19 protein-coding genes are annotated in these 16903 nt (G+C 48.0%); 18 read left to right on the forward strand and 1 reads right to left on the reverse strand.

The features are described from left to right. The 15 genes from GJ688_RS20240 to GJ688_RS02545 form a co-directional block, all read left to right on the forward strand. The coding region (locus GJ688_RS20240; RefSeq protein WP_170291594.1) for a hypothetical protein at positions 1-2169 on the forward strand (2169 nt) is incomplete at its 5' end. Then, a complete protein-coding gene (locus GJ688_RS02480) occupies positions 2169-3842 on the forward strand; it encodes a hypothetical protein (protein ID WP_155474973.1) in 1674 nt (557 codons plus the stop codon). The genes GJ688_RS20240 and GJ688_RS02480, both read left to right, overlap by 1 nt. Further along, positions 3843-4253: a hypothetical protein gene (locus tag GJ688_RS02485; protein WP_155474974.1), complete on the forward strand. Its 411-nt coding sequence runs from the start codon at positions 3843-3845 to the stop codon at positions 4251-4253. A 12-nt stretch (positions 4254-4265) separates the two neighbouring features. Continuing rightward, complete coding sequence (locus GJ688_RS02490) at positions 4266-4991, forward strand: choice-of-anchor R domain-containing protein (RefSeq protein WP_155474975.1); 726 nt, start codon at positions 4266-4268, stop codon at positions 4989-4991. 3 nt (positions 4992-4994) lie between these two features. Next, positions 4995-5909, forward strand: a complete 915-nt coding sequence (locus GJ688_RS02495; RefSeq protein WP_155474976.1) for a hypothetical protein — start codon at positions 4995-4997, stop codon at positions 5907-5909. A gap of 12 nt (positions 5910-5921) precedes the next feature. Continuing rightward, positions 5922-6137 carry a hypothetical protein gene (locus tag GJ688_RS02500; protein WP_155474977.1) on the forward strand — a complete coding sequence of 72 codons (216 nt, stop codon included), beginning with the start codon at positions 5922-5924 and terminating at the stop codon, positions 6135-6137. Next, complete coding sequence (locus GJ688_RS02505; RefSeq protein ID WP_155474978.1) at positions 6130-6273, forward strand: CD1375 family protein; 144 nt, start codon at positions 6130-6132, stop codon at positions 6271-6273. Before GJ688_RS02500 ends, GJ688_RS02505 begins: the two co-directional genes overlap by 8 nt. A gap of 57 nt (positions 6274-6330) precedes the next feature. After that, a complete protein-coding gene (locus GJ688_RS02510; RefSeq protein WP_155474979.1) occupies positions 6331-6576 on the forward strand; it encodes a BhlA/UviB family holin-like peptide in 246 nt (81 codons plus the stop codon). A 5-nt stretch (positions 6577-6581) separates the two neighbouring features. Continuing rightward, positions 6582-7262: a peptidoglycan recognition protein family protein gene (locus GJ688_RS02515; RefSeq protein ID WP_155474980.1), complete on the forward strand. Its 681-nt coding sequence runs from the start codon at positions 6582-6584 to the stop codon at positions 7260-7262. 52 nt (positions 7263-7314) lie between these two features. Next, positions 7315-7545: a hypothetical protein gene (locus tag GJ688_RS02520; RefSeq protein WP_155474981.1), complete on the forward strand. Its 231-nt coding sequence runs from the start codon at positions 7315-7317 to the stop codon at positions 7543-7545. Positions 7546-7645: 100 nt separating this feature from the next. Then, a complete protein-coding gene (locus GJ688_RS02525) occupies positions 7646-8623 on the forward strand; it encodes a helix-turn-helix domain-containing protein (protein WP_170291595.1) in 978 nt (325 codons plus the stop codon). Between the two features lie 13 nt (positions 8624-8636). After that, entirely contained in the window at positions 8637-9398 is a 762-nt protein-coding gene (locus GJ688_RS02530) for an ATP-binding protein (RefSeq protein WP_170291596.1), read from the forward strand. Then, positions 9398-10666 carry a DnaB-like helicase C-terminal domain-containing protein gene (locus GJ688_RS02535; protein ID WP_155474983.1) on the forward strand — a complete coding sequence of 423 codons (1269 nt, stop codon included), beginning with the start codon at positions 9398-9400 and terminating at the stop codon, positions 10664-10666. The genes GJ688_RS02530 and GJ688_RS02535 overlap by 1 nt, the downstream gene beginning before the upstream one ends. Before the next feature lie 156 nt (positions 10667-10822). Then, positions 10823-11629, forward strand: a complete 807-nt coding sequence (locus GJ688_RS02540; protein ID WP_155474984.1) for an ORF6N domain-containing protein — start codon at positions 10823-10825, stop codon at positions 11627-11629. Continuing rightward, positions 11626-12576 (forward strand): toprim domain-containing protein, encoded by a 951-nt coding sequence (locus GJ688_RS02545; protein WP_155474985.1) that lies wholly within the window; start codon positions 11626-11628, stop codon positions 12574-12576. The genes GJ688_RS02540 and GJ688_RS02545 overlap by 4 nt, the downstream gene beginning before the upstream one ends. Here the strand turns inward: GJ688_RS02545 and GJ688_RS02550 are convergent. Beyond that, a complete protein-coding gene (locus GJ688_RS02550; RefSeq protein ID WP_155474986.1) occupies positions 12530-12982 on the reverse strand; it encodes a helix-turn-helix domain-containing protein in 453 nt (150 codons plus the stop codon). The genes GJ688_RS02545 and GJ688_RS02550 overlap by 47 nt on opposite strands. Before the next feature lie 142 nt (positions 12983-13124). Between GJ688_RS02550 and GJ688_RS02555 the strand changes: the two genes are divergently transcribed. The 3 genes from GJ688_RS02555 to GJ688_RS02565 all read left to right on the forward strand — a co-directional run bounded on the left by GJ688_RS02555 (position 13125) and on the right by GJ688_RS02565 (position 16889). After that, on the forward strand, positions 13125-13772 hold the full coding sequence (locus GJ688_RS02555; protein WP_155474987.1) for a sigma-70 family RNA polymerase sigma factor: 648 nt from the start codon (positions 13125-13127) through the stop codon (positions 13770-13772). 6 nt (positions 13773-13778) lie between these two features. After that, entirely contained in the window at positions 13779-14519 is a 741-nt protein-coding gene (locus GJ688_RS02560) for a hypothetical protein (RefSeq protein ID WP_155474988.1), read from the forward strand. Between the two features lie 102 nt (positions 14520-14621). Further along, entirely contained in the window at positions 14622-16889 is a 2268-nt protein-coding gene (locus GJ688_RS02565) for a DNA polymerase (protein WP_328597293.1), read from the forward strand. Positions 16890-16903: the final 14 nt, after the last annotated feature.

Consider the following 16903-nt stretch of genomic DNA (forward strand, 5'->3'; position numbering starts at 1 on the left):
AGCCCGGTGGTGGGCTTGATTGGCAAACTCGCTCCCGGCTTTGAGGAAGGATTCCAGCAAATTCGGGCTTCCGTATCCAGTACGGTTTCAGATATCAGCCTCAACATCGAATCGTTGCAAACCACTGCTGAGGAAGCGTCTGCGGCAATTGATCGAGCCAGTGACAATGTTTCGGCGGCCTTTCAATCTTGGGATACGCAGGGGGAGAAAATCGAGGAATCGGCGAACCAAACTGTGGATGCGTCGAGAGCCCTGCAAGATGCCTTACGTTCCATCAAAACCAGCTGGAAAGATGCCGGTTCGGGAATGAGCGATACTTCGGAAAAGGCAAAGCAGCTAAAAACGCATGCCGAGGACGTCAAATTGGCTTGGCAAGCCGCCATCGATACCATGAACTTTAAACTCAGCGTATTGGACGCTGAGGAAGAAAAGGCGATCGCTCAACTCGGAAGCCATGCACAAAAGGCACAAGAAGTCGCGGTCAAAACAGATTTCCTCAATCAAAAGATGAGTGTTCAGGCCGAACTGATTCGAGATCTTCAGGGGGAATACGCCCGGCTCGTTCAGGAAAAAGGGGAAGATGACGAAGCCACCCGGAAGACGTACCTCGATATGGCCAAGGCGGAAGCCGAGATGGCCAAAATGAAGAAAGAAGTCTCCGACCTGACCGACGAACTTACCGAGCAGGAAAAGCAGTTCAGCCAACTCTCCGACAAAGTGGTCGAGTTAGCCAAGAAATATAAAGAAGACCTCACCAAAGCCCAGGAAGATTACCGCTCTAAGGTCACAGAAGTCAATCATAAGCTCCGGGAAGATGAACAAAAAGCCACGGCAGATTTCCAGAAAGAACTTCAAAACCGGGCCGATGCGATCGCCGACTTTGTGGGATTATTTTCTGCGGTGGAACACAAAAGAGTATCTGGTGCAGATCTTTTGAACAACCTCGGAGACCAAGTGTCTACCTTACGCAGTTGGGAAAGTAACTTATCCAGCCTTCGTGGGCGAGGGATAAGCGACGGCCTACTTAGTGAACTTCAAAAACTAGGGCCAAAAGCAGCGGACGAAGTGCAAGCCCTGACCGAGATGACTGACGAACAACTCCACCAGTATGTCTCCCTTTGGCAAGAACGATCATCCCTCGCGAAGTCTGAAGCCGTGAATGAGCTGCAGGATTTGGCGACTCAGACATCACAAAAGATTACCCAACTTCGGGCAGATGCAGCACAACAACTGGAACAATATCGTATGGAATGGCAACAGAAGACGGCCGAAATTAAAGAGAATGCCCTCAAGGATTTAAAAGGGATGGTCGATGATGCCGAAAAGATGGGGGCCTTGATGGTGACCCGATTAGCGGCTGTGATTTCCAAGTCATCCCCGGAACTCGCTTCTGCTTTGAAAGGGTTCGATCCGAGAGTTCCGCAGATGAATAGCGATCCAACGAAGGCGGCCCAAGACCAAAAGAACGGCGTGTTGCAGGCTGCGACTGAGCAAAAAACCGGGGTCATTCAAGCCAACCGGGAGACGGCCGCAACCGTCATTCAAACCTGGTCCGATGCATCTACACAAATGATGAACCAGCAAACGCAGATCAAAGACAACACCCTCACCCTATGGCAAACGGTACAAACGGCCTTATTTTCCGTATGGGCGAAACTCCTCGCTGACGTCACCACGACGTGGGCATCGATGAAAAAGACAGTTTTCGATGTTATCAATGAGGTCTCTCTAAAGTTTGAAGGTCTTGTATCTAAAGCAAATTACTGGGGCGTCAGCCTGATTACCACGTTTATTGCAGGGATTCGTAGTCAATTCGGGCACTTGGAAGATGTCTTGTGGAATATGACCAGCCTAGTGGACTCCTACATGCCCCATTCACCGGCGAAGGTAGGGCCGTTGTCCCGCCTAGGTGAAACAGGGCCGGGGTTAGTAAAAGTGTTTGCCGAAGGCATCTCAAACAGTTTGCCGTATTTGGCGACGGCCTCAGCAAAAATGGCCGGAGTAGCCTCTGTGGCTTTACCGGGAGTTTCAACTAATCCCTTGCTTACAAGCGGTAACTCAATCACAGCGGGGAGCCAAACCTTTCACATTACGATCCACGGCAGCAACGGTGAAGAAATCTGGGAGCAGCTTGAACGGCAGCTGATTCGACGAGGGGTGAAGTTTTAATGGCGGATTCTTTTCGTATCGCCGGCGTCGATCAGACTGCAAATATTCTTATTGACCGTATTTCAATAGAGCAAGTGTTGACTTCGGCAGTGGACACCTGCTCTTTTTCTATTAAAAACCATAAGCCCTCTGAAGGTGACGAAGTGATCGTTGAAATCGACGGTGTGAGGGTCTTTGGTGGGATCGTAGACATCGTCAAATTCTCCAAGACGACCGGAATCCATATTTGGGATGTCGACTGCCAGGACTACACCTATCAACTGGATCGCAAATTGGTCGTAGAAACCTACGAGAATTTGACGGCAGACCAGATTGTAAAGGACATTCTAATAAAATACGGTCAAGGGTTTACCGGAGAACACGTCCGTCCGGGTGCTCCTACGGTACAGTACATCGTGTTCGATTACTTGCGGCCTTCTGAGTGTTTCAAAAAGCTGGCCGATTATTGCGGATGGGACTGGTACGTCGATTACTACCGGGACGTATGGTTTTTAAATCCGGCCACAGATTCCTCCGTTGAGCCGTTGCTGGTAAATTCCTTATTTCCCTTACGAAACCTGAAGCACACCATCGACACCCAAGGGCTTCGGAACCGGGTTTATGTACGAGGCGGGATGATGCTGTCCGACCCTTTTGTCTATGAAATTAAGGCAGACGGTGCGGCTCGGATTTGGACATTACCCCATAAACCGCACAACTTATCGCTCACCACAACAAGTACATCGGCCCGAGTTGGGATTGAAAATGTGGACGAAGAGACTCAGGTAGATTACCTCGTCAATTACCAAGAGAAATATGTGAGAGCCAGTTCACAGACGGCAACATTACCCTCTGGGGCCACCCTTACGTTTACCTATCAATACGACATCGATATCATCACGATGGTGGAAGATCTGCAGTCGCAGCAAGGGATTGCTTCGGTTCAGGGCGGAGACGGTGTTTATGAACACGCCATTACCAACAATAAACTCTTTACCGTTGAGGCCGCTGAAGCCGCCGGATTAGCGGACCTGAAAGCCTTTAGCAATCCCCGAGTCAAAGGCAGTTTGGATACCGAGATGCCGGGCATCACTCCCGGACAATTGTTACACATTCAACTTCCGAATCTGGGGATTACCGGCATTTATATTGCCCAATCGGTCACGTTAACCCCGTTAACGCCAGACCAATGGATCTATCATATCGAATACGGCGGTCGTTTATTAGGGATTCCCGACCTGTTACGAGCGGTGATTAGTGCTCAGGATAACGTAGATGTGAATAATGCGGCTCGATTAAACAAGTTTGTTTACGGGACTGAGTCTGTTATGGTTTCTGATCAACTAGCTACCACCGAGGTTCCACTGCCCTTTAAAGTAGAGACCAGTTACGATATCCTACTTGACGCAGCAACCATATCCAGGGTAACAGTAAACGCCACCTCTGGGTGCGTTTTTTTGTTTATCCCGACAAATCCAAGCGTAGCACTTCCGCAGGTGGTATACCGAGTAAGCACTAATTTCGGTAATCAATATGGCCCCTGGATACCTGCTCCTGTGGGTGGAGCTTTGGAAGTCCCGTCTATTCCGGGAGTATACGTCTCCATCCAATCCAATACGGGGGCTTGCCGAGTCATACAACAGAAAAAGGCCTACGGCCAGTCTTGGGTCGTTTGCGGCGGGGTGGTGATATAGATGAATGTAACGGCAGAAGGAATCTGGTTTATCGAATATGAAGACGGTACCGTGCACGGACCTTTGCATAATCTCATTACTCAGGCGGGGTTGGGGTTGATTGCGTCGAGTATCAGCAATCTCTCCAGCCCTTATTTATTGGTGGGGGACGACAACAGCCCCGGAGAAACCATTACGGAGATTTTCCGCAAACCCGTTTCTTCGGTGACGTGCACAGCCGGGGAGGTCCGGTTTCGGACTCAACTAGTACCCGCAGACTGTAACGGAAATCACAATAAAATGGCGATCGTTATTGGTGGAACGGATGTCGCTGGAACGGGGACTATGCTGAATTTATTGACCCAACCATGGTCAAAGAATGGGAACACGGTACTCACGATTGAAGCTCGGATTACGATCACCGGGAATTGAGGAAGGTGAATTATGGCGTTAAATGCCTTTACGACAGGAACCGTTCTGGATGTAACCACCATGAACAGCTTGATTAGCCTCCAACCCTTTTCCTTGGTCTATGACGGAACACCCTTTGATGGCAAAAGCGGAAGTGGGATTGCAGAGTTTGATTGTGCCAGTTATTCTCACGCGATTCGATTTACGACCACCGGAACCACGGAGTTAGCAAGACTCGAGATGGAACTGGTCAAGCATGGGAATGGCGTCGACCTCACCGTCGAGATTCGTTCTGGGCTGTTGGTCGACGGAACGAATGAGGGAACCTTGCTCAAGTCCATGACCTATCCTAAGGAGTTTATACCCACCAGTCGTTCATTTGTGAGCATTCCCTTTGACTTGACTGGGTTGACGGCCGGGACCGTGTATTGGCTGGTGGTAAAGAAAAATGGAGATGCCACAAACCACGTTCATGTTCACGGGGAAACCACCCAAGATGCGAACTATCCCTGTTATAGCCGCTCGTCATCAAGTGGTGCATGGACCATGGAAAACGCGATTCACTTTCGTGTCTATAGCGGAGACACGGGTGAGCTAAAGCATGGCCTGTATGGTTCCGGCTTTACCACGATGGAGTACAGCAGCGATCAACTCACAAGGGTTTGTCGCTATCTACCACCACTTGGAACGACGGCAGGCGGGATTCGGGATGTGCTCACGTACATCTGGAGTAACGACTACTTGAAACGGGCGGTGTGATCGATGTTTGGAGCCAATGAAGCGGTACTGGCCTATATTCGTCGGCTGGTCGGAGCGAAAACCGATCGGTTAGATATCAACGGAAGCCTTCACTCTAAAATCCGGGGAACCATGCTGTCGGGAGTATTCTTTTTGAATGACGGGTACGATGGACTGGCGACATGGACCACGAATACGACTCTTGAATCGGGAATATATCGGCTTTCTTCAGCTACGGTAAACAGCGGCGTTACCCTGACTCCAACCGGATCTTTCTTGGGATTATTCATACAAGGGACGCTTACGATTAACGGTACCTTATCTGCATCGGGCAAAGGTGCCGCTGGAGGGAGCGGAGCTAATGCCACCAACAATGCGGGACACCTTCCTGGCTACAATGGAGTCGACGGCTTTGGTCCCTGCGGTTCGGGGGGAGGAGCTGGAGGCACTACGTTGGCAAGAGGGGGTGGCGGAGGTAGTACCGATGTCTTCGGTTCCAATGGAGGTTTGAACAACCCAGGAACGACAGGAAACAACTGCACGAAAGGAGGCCGATTTGCCTCTGATCTTCGAGATATCCTGTCCTTTTGTGGAGCCGGAGGCGGGGGAGGTGCCGGATATAGCGGATCTAGCAGTTATTCAGGAAAAGGAGGAAGCGGCGGGGCTGGTGGCGGTTGTATCTTTATCGTCGCCGACACTATTATCGGAACTGGTGCCATTCGAGCAGACGGTTTGAGCGGGGGTACGGCCAACAACGGTACAAGCCTTTCCGCTGCGGGAGGAGGCGGAGGCGGGGGTGGCGGATGTATTTTCTTATTCGCCAAAACCATATCCATCCCGATGCTAACTGTGGCAGGTGGAGCTGCAGGTGCAATGGACACGGCGGGAAACCCAGGTGCGGCAGGCGGAAACGGATCTGTTATTAAAATTCCATTATAGAGGTGATCACTTTTGGCTGAGTTAATTGATCGGAAAGGGAAGCAGTATCTCCGAGAAAAAGATGGAACTGAGTGGGAATATTCGGGACCGGGAAGACCATCTCCACCCCAATCTAGTCCGAATAAGGTGGCACCGGAAGAACAAACCGCCCTTGCCGATTTGGCTGAGGCGGTTGTTGCTTTATATGAAGAACTTCAGACTTTGAAAGGAGGGTTGAAACGTGGCTGATGTGCTGGATTACATGGTGAAGGTGTACGCATTTTTGGTGAAGGTGGGACGGCGTGACTTGAATACTTTACCGGCGGATTACCCAATCCCTGTCGCCGAATACTTGGCATCGCAAGTAGAACCCCAGCCGCAATAAGAATTCAAAACCCCACTGCCTTAGAGGAAGCGGGTTTATTTTGGGGGAGGGGGAACGGTGGAAGAAACGCTACTAACCAAAGCGGTCGAACAAGGAATCTGGGCGTTGCTGTTTGTGTCGTTATATTTGTACCAACTTCAAGATAGTCGGCGACTTCAGTTTGATGCAAAAGAACGTGAAAATAAACTGACCGATTTTCTCCGGGATATCACCCGGCAGTTTGAACTACTGGCAAAACAGTATGAAAGGCTCAGTGACGATGTCCAAGAAATTAAATCTGAAATTCGGGGAAAGGGGCAGTAACAGTTATGACCACCATTACGCAAGATTTCATTCCGAAAGGAGCCAAGAACCGTCCGGGCTACACCATGAAGCCCACGTCCATTACCATTCATAACACTGGTAATGATTCAAAAGGAGCCGACGCAGCGGGTCACTCTGCCTATGTTAAATCGACTGGAGCCGGTTCAACTTCTTGGCATTTTACTGTTGACGACCATCAAATTATCCAACACATTCCCACCAACGAAAACGCATGGCACGCTGGTGATGGGACAAACGGCCCCGGCAACCGGACCAGTATTGGCATCGAGGTGTGCGAAAATGCAGACGGCGATCTGGCAAAGGCAGAATCGAACGCCCAGGATTTAATCTGTAAGCTCATGTTTGACCTTGGAATCCCCTTGGAAAACGTGGTAACTCACAAAAGTTGGACGGGGAAAGAGTGTCCTCGGAAAATCTTACCCCATTGGGATCAATTTATCGCGGGTGTAAAAGAACGGGTGGACACAGAAAATGCTCGCCTTGCTGCAGAAAAAAACAAAACAGAAGCTCAGAAACTCTATGCTCAAATTCCAGATTGGGCAAGGCCCACCATGATTAAGCTCCATGAAAAGAAAATCGTGGCAGATCCGCTAGGAGATTACTCCTTTTACCGGGTGTTGGTGCTGTTGGATCAACAAGGGCTGTTTGAAAAGTTGTGTGCCTAATCTTAACTATTTTCCGGATGGGTTCCCAATAAAAACGCTGAGGTGGAACATTATGTTTGAATCAAGTGTAATTGTTGGAATTATCGTGGCTCTAGGACAGTTGGCGAAGAACTATATCGACGTGAAATATATACCAGCCCTATCCCTAGTATTGGGTATCTTGGGTGGTATTTTTCTCATGCCTGCCGATACGCTTCAAACGGGCATTACTAACGGGTTAATCGCCGGTTTATCCGCCTGCGGTCTCTATGATGTATCAAAGTCCATCCACACCGTACAATAACCAAATAATACATGTACCCGCTGGCCATTTCGGCTGGCGGGTTATTTTTTTGTCACAAATCGGTTTGAAAATCGGCATTAACTTTCTGGAGGTGGATGAAATGGGTAACGAAAAAAACGCAGCTACGGCCAGCATGATTACGATGGAGATTGACAAACGATTTGACATCATCGAGAAAACCTGGGAGGAAGAAATCTATTTTAAGTTTTATAAAACGGCGGTTACAACCGGATTAATCGCACAGCTAGGGCCGGAACGGTGGACCGTCTTGTGCATTATCGCCAGTTATATGGACTTAAACGGGGAGTGTTTTCCCTCTCAGGACACGATCGCAAAGGGGATGGGGTGCAGTCGACAGACGGCCTGTAAATGGGTGAACTCGTTATTGGAGTTCCGTTGGGAGGGGCAACCAATTATCCAACGGGTAAAACGGCAAACGCCGAACTCCCAGGCAACCTATTCTTTCTATACGATTTTACCGGTATCACAGATTGTACCTCCTACCTATGTCAAAGATCCCGACACCCCCGCAACGGTCTTTGACACTAAGTACGGTACTACTATATCTACCGGTAATAACAGTAATAACGGTATAAACAGTAATACACTACCTGATGTCAAAAAGCCCGACGCCCCCGCAACGGAATTTGACATAAAGTATGGTACTTCTATAACTACCAGTAATCACTGTAATAAAGATCTAAACAGTAATACAGGAATCCCCGAAGATGAACCGATGACGGCACAGGGTGTAATTAAATACTTCTGCATGAGATACCGGGAAAAGTATGATGCGAACTGCAACCCCAACTGGCCCAAGGATACCAAGATGGTGAAGCAACGGCTTATGGGACAGTATTCACCGGAACAAATACGGCAGATCGTCGATATCTCGGTGGAAATGTACGAGAAGTGGGGAACCCTTTCGAAATTCCCCCGGCCCTCCATCGCGGCCTTATGTACATGGATGCCGGAAAAAGCCCTGGCGGTTGCCAAAGAGCGAACAGCTCGAATGAATGTGCCAGAACACGGTGGGAGAACGGCGGAAGAGCTGTTAGCCCTGTTAGATCGAATATAAGGGGGTGTGTGGCGTGGTGAAATGCCTGTTAAGGGTAAAGTGCAAGCAAGCCGGGAACCCCGCCTTGTGCGGCCCCCTGTGCTATGCCTTCCTAAAACTGCAAGGAGAAAGCGGTAGCGGAGGTATCTGGGGGTTAGCCGGAATCCCCAAAGCCTATACCGGGGTTTCGGCGCGGGAACTCCCGTTTGAACAAGAAAACCCTGTGGCCTATGCTGCCGTTCAAAAGTATTGTGTGGACGTACTGGGGAAGGTAGCGAAGGGTTGTGGCCTATATCTTTTTTCTATCCCCCAGTCGGATAACGCCAAGGGAACCGGAACGGGAAAGACCACGGCTGCAGTGGCCATCTTAAACGAATTCTTGGTGGCCCGGACGATTGAACACGTAACGAAGCAGCGGAGGATTGAGGAAGTCCCAGCCCTTTTTGTTAACGCATCAAAATACCAAAACAGCTTTAACGCCCAGTTTCGAGGAACCCCTGAAATGCAACAGACGGCCAGTGCTCAGTATTACCGGTTAAAAGAACGAATGCTCAAAGCGGAGTTGCTGGTGCTGGATGATATCGGGGTCAGGGAAGCCACAGAAGCCTATCGTTCGGAGTTCTACGAGGTCATCGACGGGCGGGCAATCGATGAGATGTCAACCATCTATACATCCAATGTGCCTCTGACGGATATTGCTGGATTGTTGGATGACCGAATCGCCAGCCGAATCGAAGGGGCTGCCATCCCCATATCATTCCGGGGCGTGGACCACAGAAAGGCAGGGTTGTATTAATGCTGGAATCCCAACTGCTCTCCAAAGCGATCGACGAAAACAGTTTTCATCAGTTGTTTCTATATAACATTGATGGTGACGACTTTCCCACGTTGGGGAATGTATATCAATTTATCTGCGACTATGTAAAAGATCACGGCCAATCCCCTGATGCCCGGACAGTGGCGGCAGAATTTGAGGAATTCGACTACATGCCGGGTGTGGTCGATACCTTCAAATTCCTTTGTACCCGCTTAAAAGCACAAACCGCCAAACGGCAAGCTTTTGAGTTGTTGCAGAACCAAGCAGGGAAGAAGTTCTCGGAATTATCGGGGGATAAGTTTATTACCTGGCTCAAGGAAGAAACGGCCCGAATTGAAACCGTAACGGCGATGACTTTTTCCTTGGGCACGAACTATGCTGCAAACGGCTCCGAACGGCGGGAGTGGTATGAGGACGCAAAGACGGCCCGAGAATCGGTCTATATTCCCACGCCATACCCTAGTCTAACCGAAGCTCTCGCCGGTGGCTTTGAAACGAGTGACTTTATTCTTTTAATGGCCTTTACAAACCGGGGGAAGTCATGGATTGCCTCTCATATCGGGCTAACGGCATGGGAAAACCGTTTCCCGGTGATTCACTATTCACCGGAGTTATCGAAAAAACAGCAGGTCCTTCGACTGGATACGTTGATGGGAAAGTTCGATAACGTCCGTTTACGGCGCGGGATACTCGATAATGAACAGTCCTATTTCGGATATTTAAACGGCTTTACTCCTGAGGTGGCAGAAGCCCAAGGTGCCTACATCATTAAAACGATGGAAGACCTTCCGGGTGGATTAACGTTGGAAGCGATCGAAGCCGATCTACAGACCTACCCGCATACCAAGATGGTGGTGATCGACGGATTCAACTTGATGATTCACGGAAAAGGAAAAGGGATGCGGGACGCCATGACGATCACATCGCGACGACTACGTCAGCTTTTTGGGCGGTACAATGTGGCTGGCCTTGTTGTGCACCAAACTCCGGGAGCTGCCGAAAAAGAGGGGTTGAAGCAGGACGATGATGGCAACCGGATTGTAAAACCCCCAAGGCTAACTGATTACAGTGAAACCATCGCCGTTATCCAAGATGCAGCAACGGTGCTTACTTTCGATGCCGCTGATGGGATCGGTAAAATCTCCATCGAGAAGTGTCGGGAACCAAATGTGGGAAAAATTGTGGAATTATCGGTGAATTTTAACCTGGGTCATGTCCGGGAAACGGATGTAACCGACCTCTTTTAGAATCATTTGTGAATAAAGCCACAATTTATAGTTTGTACAAACGTTCATCGTAGTTTATTATCTAGCACTGTAAGTTCGTAACCACAAAAAATACAAATTTACAAACATGATCACATCAACGCATTCAACCAGACAAATGAGGAGGAATACAAGAATATGAATTACCTTCAACCGATTGAACATTCAAACCAAAGAGTACTCACAACATCACAATTAGCCGAATCGTATGGAACAGAGCCAAAACGTGTGTCAAGCAATTTTACCGAGAACAAAGAACGTTACACCGAAGGTAAACACTTTTTCCGTATAGAGGGAGATCAACTCACAGATTTGCGATCCCGAAATTCGGGATTGCAAATTGGTACGATGGTCAGGGTCCTTTATTTGTGGACGGAAAAAGGAGCATGGCTCCACGCCAAATCCCTGAATACCGATCGGGCATGGGAAGCTTACGAATTGTTGGTCGATGAGTATTACCGATTAAATCTAAACGAATCACAACAGCCAATGACGCAAGCGGAAATCCTTCTAAAACAGGCGGAACTCATGGTGGAACATGATCGCCGACTGAAAAAAGTCGAAGATGATAGCCAGCGAGCGGAGAGAAAAGCAGCCCTCGCTCATCACCGGATTAATTTGATGGACTCCGTGAACGTTAACGGAACTCCCCGGCAGCAGTTAAACGAAATGGTTAAAAAAATAGCGAGAAAGAATGGTGTGACTTTTTCGGAAGCTCATGTTGAATTTAAGCAAGCCTTTAACCGGGCTTTCGGAACAAACCTTCAAAGACGAATGAACGATTACCAAAAAAATCACGGTCTGAAAAACCTAACCTATCCAGATTATCTAGAAAGAGTGGGGCAAGTGGAAGACGGAATTCGTGTGGCGGACAAAATACTGAGTCTAGTGAGAAGGGATCTCCCAAATCCGAGCTTCAAAAACGGGATGAAAAAAGCGGATTGATTACGGTAAGGGGATTTGAACTACCCGTAAATATTCAGGCTGAAATTGAACAATATGATTGGAAACATCCCAAATGGAATGAAAAAAACTTCATCGCCTGCTCACCCTTTCGGGACGAACGACATCCCAGCTTTGCAGTCCATCTAAAACACGGTGTATGGTTGGACAGTGGAGCGGATAATCCAGATTGGAATAAGGGTAATTTTGTAACGCTTATGGCATATCTCCGCAATGAGACTTACGGCGAAACGGAAGAGTATTTGCTGAATAAGTACGGGACATGCGTCCCCAACCCGGATGATTTGATCTTGTTGGTAGACTTGACGGAAAAGAAAAAGCCCGGTCGATTGGACCAGGCAATTTTAAGAAACTATCTTTTTCGGCACCCTTATCTGGAAAATGTGAGAGGAATCGGGGAGAGGTACCAACGGGTTTTTCAAATAGGATATGACAAAAAGTCCCGTGCAATTACCTTTCCCTGGTTCGATAAAAACGGTCAGTTGGTGAATATAAAGTACCGTAGTATTCACGGGAAAATGTTTTGGTATTATTCTGGCGGTCAGCCTGTGAAAGATCACTTGTACGGACTTAATGCTGTTTATAGATTAAAAACGGCTGAAGCGTTTATTGTAGAAAGTGAGATTGATGCTATAACTCTTTGGCAAGCAGGATGTCCCGCAGTTGCTTTAGGTGGAGCAAATCTCAGTCAGCAGCAGCGTAAACTTCTGATTCAGTCGCCCATTGAACGGCTAATTATTGCGACAGATAACGATAAGGCCGGGGAACGAATCGCACAAAGTATTTCTGAAAATCTCGGGGGTTATTTACTCCTAGAGGCGATTCGCCTACCTGAGAACGTAAAGGATGTGAATGAGTTACCCCCAGATGAATTGCTGAGTGTTATTTCTCGTCCGTTTTCGTTAAAGTATGTTCGTATTTTTTCGTAATCTCGTTAAACGCTTGCAAAGCCTCACTAACAACCTTTTTTTGAATATCTTCGGGATATCCTCTTTTATAAATACTGTTAAAGATTGTTGTCATAAACGGTTGATCCCGTAAGGCTCGTATGACCTCTTCGGGTATTTTACCGAATTGGTTAAATATCTCTTCTTCGGGTATTTCGTAAAATTTAGCTAAGGCTCGTAATACTTCTTCGCTTGGTTCGGAAACCTTTCCCCTCTCCAAAAGCGAGAGATAGTTACTCGACACAGTCCCTCCTAATGCGTCCGATAATTTTGCAAGAGACAGCTTTTTTTCTACCCGCATGTTTTTTAGAAATTCACCCGCCTTCACAAGCCTGTAGATCACATCAATCTTATCGTCCAAATTCACTGATACCAAACCTTTCCCCATCGGTTCACCTCAATCGGTAGCTAGTATTTCCCTCAGATCAGGTAATTAAATATTAGTATATTATTTCCAGGAGAGATTCCCGTTTTTGAAGTCACGAACCGAACTTTATGTCGTTATTAAATAAGTGTAAGGGGGATCAATCTTGAATGTAGATAACGAAGCCATCAACAAAGCCGCCCTTCGATGTGACAACGATCCGTCCGAAGAAAGCCTCTCCGAACTGCTTGACCTCATGGCCCCCTTGATCGACAGGATGGCTTATAAGCTATCTCAGAGAACCGGAATTGAATCTGCCGTGTTTATCAGCGAATTAAGGGAGGCGGTATGGAAAGCATCTGTGGGATATAACGGGGAATCGAATTTTACTCAGCGATTTAATTTCTTCGCCAAAGACAAAATCACCGATATAAAAAAAGCACTGGGTCGTCTAAAACGATCCCTGTGCACAGAAGTTCCGATGGATAACGAGATTCCGGGTGCCTGTGGAGAAACCTTCGCTTCCATCATTGAAGATAAAGAGAATTATGAAGACACCGTGATCGAAACACTCCACTACGAAAAAATGCTCGCTGGTTTTGCAACAACCAACGAGCAACAAGCAAGAATCCTTGAACTGCTACGACTCGGCTTTACCAACGAAGAGATCGCAGCATTTCTCGGAGAAAAAGAGTATTCACAAAAGGCTCGACAGGCGGTTTCACGGGCCAAAAAAGCTTTCCGTGAGTACATCGCCTTCATTGATGCTTTTGCACAACTTCAAGTTAAGATTTTAACAAACTTCGGGGGGTAAAATCAAATGTCCATTATTACCGCTAAAGGGAAAGATGCGAAAGCATCCTTGAATAAAAAGGTAGAAAAAATCGATTTCAAAAAGCTCTATATCCGGCTAAAGGACGGCGAAAGTTGCCGAGTTCGGTTGCTAAGTACAGAGGATTACTGCGAATATCTGGCCCATGCGTCCTATGCAAACGGCATCTATACCCAACCGTGCATTACACCGGTAGGGGAGAAATGTGCTCTTTGTGAAGCATCTAACGTCAAAGCCAAAGGTTTTGACGGGCTTTACGCCAAAAAACGTTACCTTTTCGCCTTTGCCGATATCGATATGGGCCAACTCCGACTCTTTGATGCTACGAAGGGACAAGCCCAGCAACTGATCGCGGCCATTGAACAGTATGCTTACGACTTGGAAACGTACGCATTTCTGTTCAAGAGAACCGGCAATAAAGTTGATACCAACTATTCTCTTTCACCAATCCTTCGACTGAAACCTGAGGATAAAGAAAGGTTTGCTCAATTTGACGGGCTAACCGTGGAATCCAACCTTTTTGAATCAGGACTTCAGGCTCGAACTCGGAACCAGCAAATTGCCCTTCTTATGGATGCAGGGTTCCCGGTAACCCAACTGTTCAGCTCCGAAGAAGTAAACTCCGCCCGAGCACAGATAGACGAATGGGAATCAGTAAAAAGCGGCGGTGGGGATGATGTAAAACCGATTCCCCCGGCCTCCGAAGATGAACCGGACAGTGTGTTTTAGTCAAAAATAACTGGGGAGGGTCAACAGCCCTTCCCGTTTCATTCCTATGAATAAAAAATGCCCACTTGCTGATGGCATTTCTAAGCGAGGGGGTTTTTAAACGTGGAACTTAGCATGGAGTTAAAGCTGAAAAAAGACACCGATAAGGTACAACGGGCGAAAGCGGCTCAAGCGAAAAAAGAAAATGTTCAACAGGAACCCTCGTGGGTAGAGATATGGGAATCAGGCTATCTAACCAAGAACGGCAAGCCCAAACTCGGAATATTGCAGATGAACAATTCTCAGACCGATAAAGCCCGGCTACTAGAGGTCAAAAAAGCGATCGAGGACGGCATTATCGGTACTGGACTAAAGAATAATCAAATCCTCACCAAAACCAAAGCCCTTGATTTATACCGGGTGTTAATGGAACAACGGAAAATCGGCATTCTGCAAGAGATGGTGGCCAAGGCTCCAGCGAATTACCGGTTAATCCAGACCCTATCCCAGCTAGAACAACTCGTAGAAGACCTAGAAAGGGAACCGTTTGTGGCTCTGGATACTGAAACGACTGGGTTAAACGTCTACCGGAATGAAATCGTGGGGATATCCATTAGCTTACCCAACGCCGACTATCACGTGTATATCCCTGTTGCCCACAAGACCGGTAAGCAATTAGACCGGGACTGTGTACTGGACGCTCTGCGGCCAATGCTGACCAACCCCGATATAGGGAAAGTGCTCCACAATGCCAAGTATGACATTCACATGTTCATCCGGCATGGGGTGCGGATGCGAGGACTGTTGTATGATACCCGAATCGCCATGGCCCTGCTCAATGAAAATGAGACCAGCTATGCTCTCAAAAATCTGGCCACGAAGTATGGCAAACACTTCGGTTTCAAAGAAGAAAGCCACACCTTCGAGGAACTGTTCGGCAAAACCAGATTTGATGAAGTGGCACTGGACGTGGCTTTGGTCTATGCGGCGAAGGACACCCATTTAACCCTCGAACTGTACAAATGGCAGTTGGATCACTTACAGAAACGAGAAAAGCTGCTGCAACTACATCGAGATATTGAAAATCCACTGGTAGATGTATGCGTGGATATGGAACAGGCAGGGCTTCTCATCGATCGGAATTTTGCGGTGGAATATGGGGATGAGCTTCGGCATGAAATCGTTGTAACGGAAGGAAAGCTGAAAGACGCTTTCGGCGATATCAACTTCAACTCTCCCACCCAGCTTGCCAAGGTGCTCTATGACCAACTGGAACTCCCCGATCGAAACAAACGGTCCACAGACGTAAAAACCTTAAAATCCCTGCAAGGGGAACACGAAGGAATCGCACATCTTCTGAACTATCGCGGCCTGACAAAACTGTTAGGGACGTATGTCGACGCCCTCCCCGAGCAAATCCAAAGCGATGGGCGGCTGCATGGCTCCTTTAATCAAGTGCAAACCGTTACCGGTCGGTTTTCTAGCAGTGAGCCCAACCTGCAAAACCTGCCCCCGAAGGCCCGAAAGCTGGTCATCGCCCCCGAAGGAAAGCTAATCCTAGGGAGCGACTTTTCCCAGATTGAACCCCGAATTTTAGCCCATTTAAGCGGTGATCCCTTGTTCCGTGAACCATACCTCCGGGGGCAGGATTTATATTCTAACCTAGCGAGCCGGGTCTTTAACGTTCCCATCGAAGATTGTGCAGACGGCTCAATATATAGAAAGAAAATGAAGATCGGATTGCTGGCAGTCATGTACGGCACGAGTATGTTTACGCTGTCTCAGCAGCTAGGAATTACCGCCGAAGAAGCCCAACAGTTCATCCGAGATTTCTTTACTTCCTATCCCGGTGTTCACAAGTTCATTGCATCCGTCCACGAATTCGTAAAAACCAATGAGTATGTAGAGACCATCGACGGCCGAAAGCGGCGTTTCCCTGGATATCGGGAACATGCAAAGGTGTATGATGCATTGGCTGGGCGAATATGCCGACTAGCGAACACAGCCGAGGTCCCCACAAACTTTTGGCGGGTGAAAGAGATTCCCCGCTCGCTGAAAGAAGAGTTCCGAAAGGTGAAAGGTCCGGTGGAATCAGTACGGCGACAAAGTGTCAACGCCATCATCCAAGGGACAGCGGCAGATATCATGAAAAAAGCCCTTCTGAAGCTTCATGCTTACTGTAAGAACAAAGGGTGGGAACTCTTCGCTACTGTGCACGATGAAGCTCTGATGCTGGTAGACGAAAGAATTACTCTGGCTCAAGTGCAGGAAATCGAAGAATGTATGCTGTCAGCGGTGAATCTGGATGTTCCAATGAAAGTCGATACCGAGTTAATGAGACGCTGGGGTGAAGGGTTTAAGAAACAGGATTGGTTCAAAAACGCGGCATAAACAGGAGGCGGAAT

The sequence above is a fragment of the Heliobacterium mobile genome, from assembly GCF_009720735.1.
Classification (GTDB): domain Bacteria; phylum Bacillota; class Desulfitobacteriia; order Heliobacteriales; family Heliobacteriaceae; genus Heliobacterium; species Heliobacterium mobile.

Coding starts and splice junctions, on each gene's coding strand:
- GJ688_RS02480 (WP_155474973.1), top strand. CDS start 2,169: ATGGCGGATTCTTTTCGTATCGCCGGCGTCGATCAGACTGCAAATATT.
- GJ688_RS02485 (WP_155474974.1), top strand. CDS start 3,843: ATGAATGTAACGGCAGAAGGAATCTGGTTTATCGAATATGAAGACGGT.
- GJ688_RS02490 (WP_155474975.1), top strand. CDS start 4,266: ATGGCGTTAAATGCCTTTACGACAGGAACCGTTCTGGATGTAACCACC.
- GJ688_RS02495 (WP_155474976.1), top strand. CDS start 4,995: ATGTTTGGAGCCAATGAAGCGGTACTGGCCTATATTCGTCGGCTGGTC.
- GJ688_RS02515 (WP_155474980.1), top strand. CDS start 6,582: ATGACCACCATTACGCAAGATTTCATTCCGAAAGGAGCCAAGAACCGT.
- GJ688_RS02520 (WP_155474981.1), top strand. CDS start 7,315: ATGTTTGAATCAAGTGTAATTGTTGGAATTATCGTGGCTCTAGGACAG.
- GJ688_RS02525 (WP_170291595.1), top strand. CDS start 7,646: ATGGGTAACGAAAAAAACGCAGCTACGGCCAGCATGATTACGATGGAG.
- GJ688_RS02535 (WP_155474983.1), top strand. CDS start 9,398: ATGCTGGAATCCCAACTGCTCTCCAAAGCGATCGACGAAAACAGTTTT.
- GJ688_RS02540 (WP_155474984.1), top strand. CDS start 10,823: ATGAATTACCTTCAACCGATTGAACATTCAAACCAAAGAGTACTCACA.
- GJ688_RS02550 (WP_155474986.1), bottom strand. CDS start 12,982: ATGGGGAAAGGTTTGGTATCAGTGAATTTGGACGATAAGATTGATGTG.
- GJ688_RS02560 (WP_155474988.1), top strand. CDS start 13,779: ATGTCCATTATTACCGCTAAAGGGAAAGATGCGAAAGCATCCTTGAAT.